4 protein-coding genes are annotated in these 1,960 nt (G+C 59.8%); all 4 read right to left on the reverse strand.

The features are described 5' to 3' along the window. Positions 1–253 (reverse strand): N-ATPase subunit AtpR (locus WCA10_RS18650; RefSeq protein ID WP_472824023.1); only part of this gene is annotated, 253 nt, incomplete at its 3' end. Next, entirely contained in the window at positions 246–584 is a 339-nt protein-coding gene (locus tag WCA10_RS18655; protein WP_472824024.1) for an AtpZ/AtpI family protein, read from the reverse strand. The genes WCA10_RS18650 and WCA10_RS18655, both read right to left, overlap by 8 nt. Further along, the gene (locus WCA10_RS18660) at positions 577–984 is read right to left on the reverse strand and encodes a F0F1 ATP synthase subunit epsilon (protein WP_472824025.1); all 408 of its coding nucleotides are present in this window, start codon (positions 982–984) and stop codon (positions 577–579) included. The genes WCA10_RS18655 and WCA10_RS18660 overlap by 8 nt, the downstream gene beginning before the upstream one ends. Next, positions 956–1,960 (reverse strand): ATP synthase beta subunit C-terminal domain-containing protein (locus WCA10_RS18665; RefSeq protein ID WP_472824026.1); only part of this gene is annotated, 1,005 nt, incomplete at its 5' end. The genes WCA10_RS18665 and WCA10_RS18660, both read right to left, overlap by 29 nt.

Consider the following 1,960-nt stretch of genomic DNA (forward strand, 5'->3'; position numbering starts at 1 on the left):
GCCACGTCACGACCAGGCGTGCCACGACAAATCCAAGCAGACACAGCAGCAGCCGCTCCCAATCACCGCCGGAGAAAAAATAAAACCCAGCCAGGGCAATGCTCATCCGCAGCAGCAGGCTGCCGAAGAACCACAGCGCAGGGTTCTTGGACGAAACTCCCTTGCGCACCGTCCACCAGAGTCCGCCGAAGAAGATCGCCCCAAGCCAAACGCCCACTGCCCACGCCAATATCAGCATCAAGGTGTCATTCATCACTATCCTCCTGATCGTCACGCATGGCCTTGTCTTCTTTGGCGACCCAATGCCACGCATTCAAACAGCCAATCGCCAGGCCGATGACCAGCAGCATCAGCGTCCAGGAATGGGTGCCGGGATGGCGGTTGTCCAGCCAGATGCCCAGTGCCGCGCCCAGCAGCGTCGGAACCACCACCGACCAGCCGATAAGCCCCATCATGCCCAAGCCAAGCCAGACGCCCTGCGTAGGGTTACGCCGCGCTTTGAGCTTTCGCGCTGCCTTCGCGCCGACCTCCCGGCTGAACGCAGTCCCGTCCGCCGCGCTCTTGATCTCCGATTTCTCAGTCATGGTGAAACTCGGCTAAGCGGCGGACAAGATCGCTCTCCATGATCGCCATCACCGAACGGACGTTCTGCTCCCGTTGAGTCAGGTTTAGAAACTCCTTCTTCACAGCCTCATGTAGCTGGGCGAGATCCGTGCCGCCAATTGCGTTGCGCACGGAGACGACCACCCCCAAGCCGGTCTTGACCAGCACGCCTTCATCGACGGCCACATAAACCTCGCCTTCCGCTTCGTTTTCGTAGATAAGAATCCCGGGCGCGAGCGCCGCAACGCAGTCTAGCCGGTGTGGCAAGAGCCCGAACGAGCCCTCGCGGGTCTCCGCAACGATGCGCGAAACGCCGGTTTTATCGGCGAAGACTTGAAATGGCAGGAGAATCTTAAGATTCATGAGCGTCGGCGGCTGCATGTTCGACCTCCGGTTTAGGTTTCGGATCGGCCTTCGGCTGCGGTTCGGACTTGACTTTGGGCTTGGAATCGGTGGCGGGCTTCGGGTCGCCCTTGGCCCCGGTTTTGGACCCGGGTTCGGCTTTAGCTACAGGTTTGCCGGTTTTGGCTTTCGCCTTCGCTTCGTCAATCGCTCCGATCATGTAGAGAGCGCTTTCCGGGTAGTCTTTGAATTCATCGCGCAGGATTCGTTCGCAGCCATCGAGCGAATCTTTCAGGCTGACGAGTTTTCCTTTGATGCCGCTAAACTGCTCGGTGGCGAAAAACGGCTGGGTGAGGAATCGCTCCAGCCGCCGGGCGCGGGCGACTACTTTGCGATCTTCTGGCGCCAGTTGTTCCAAGCCGAGCATGGCGATGATGTCCTTAAGATTTTCGTACTGAGCGAGCGTCCGCCTGATTTCCTGCGCCAGGAGATAATGTCGTTCGCCGACGATGCCTTGCGTGGCCATTTTGGAGCTGGATTGCAGCAGATCGATAGCCGGGAAAAGTCCTTCACTCGCCCGCTTGCGCGAGAGCACGATGGAGGCGGAGAGGTGCGAAAACGTGTGTACAGCCGACGGATCGGTCAAATCGTCCGCCGGCACATACACTGCCTGAATGGAGGTGATGGCGCCGGTGTCCGTGTTGGCGATGCGTTCCTCCAATTGCGACAACTCGGTACCCATCGTGGGCTGGTAGCCCAGTCGCGACGGCATTTGGCCCATTAACCCGGACACCTCCATGCCGGCCTGGATGAACCGGAAGATGTTATCGATCAGCAGCAATACGTCACGATGCTCGTCGTCCCGGAAATACTCGGCCATGGTCAGCGCCGCGAGGCCCACGCGGAACCGGGCGCCCGGCGGCTCGTTCATTTGCCCGTACACCATCACCATGTTCGGCAGTACGCCGGCGTCCTTCATGCCACGATGCAGTTCCTCCCCTTCACGGCAGCGTTC

Origin of the sequence: Occallatibacter sp. (assembly GCF_049582745.1) — a bacterium.
In the GTDB taxonomy this organism is placed as follows: Bacteria; Acidobacteriota; Terriglobia; order Terriglobales; family Acidobacteriaceae; genus Telmatobacter.

What these genes read in the sequence shown, in the direction of transcription:
- WCA10_RS18660 (WP_472824025.1), bottom strand. Translation starts at nt 984, where the DNA reads ATGCAGCCGCCGACGCTCATGAATCTTAAGATTCTCCTGCCATTTCAA.
- WCA10_RS18655 (WP_472824024.1), bottom strand. Translation starts at nt 584, where the DNA reads ATGACTGAGAAATCGGAGATCAAGAGCGCGGCGGACGGGACTGCGTTC.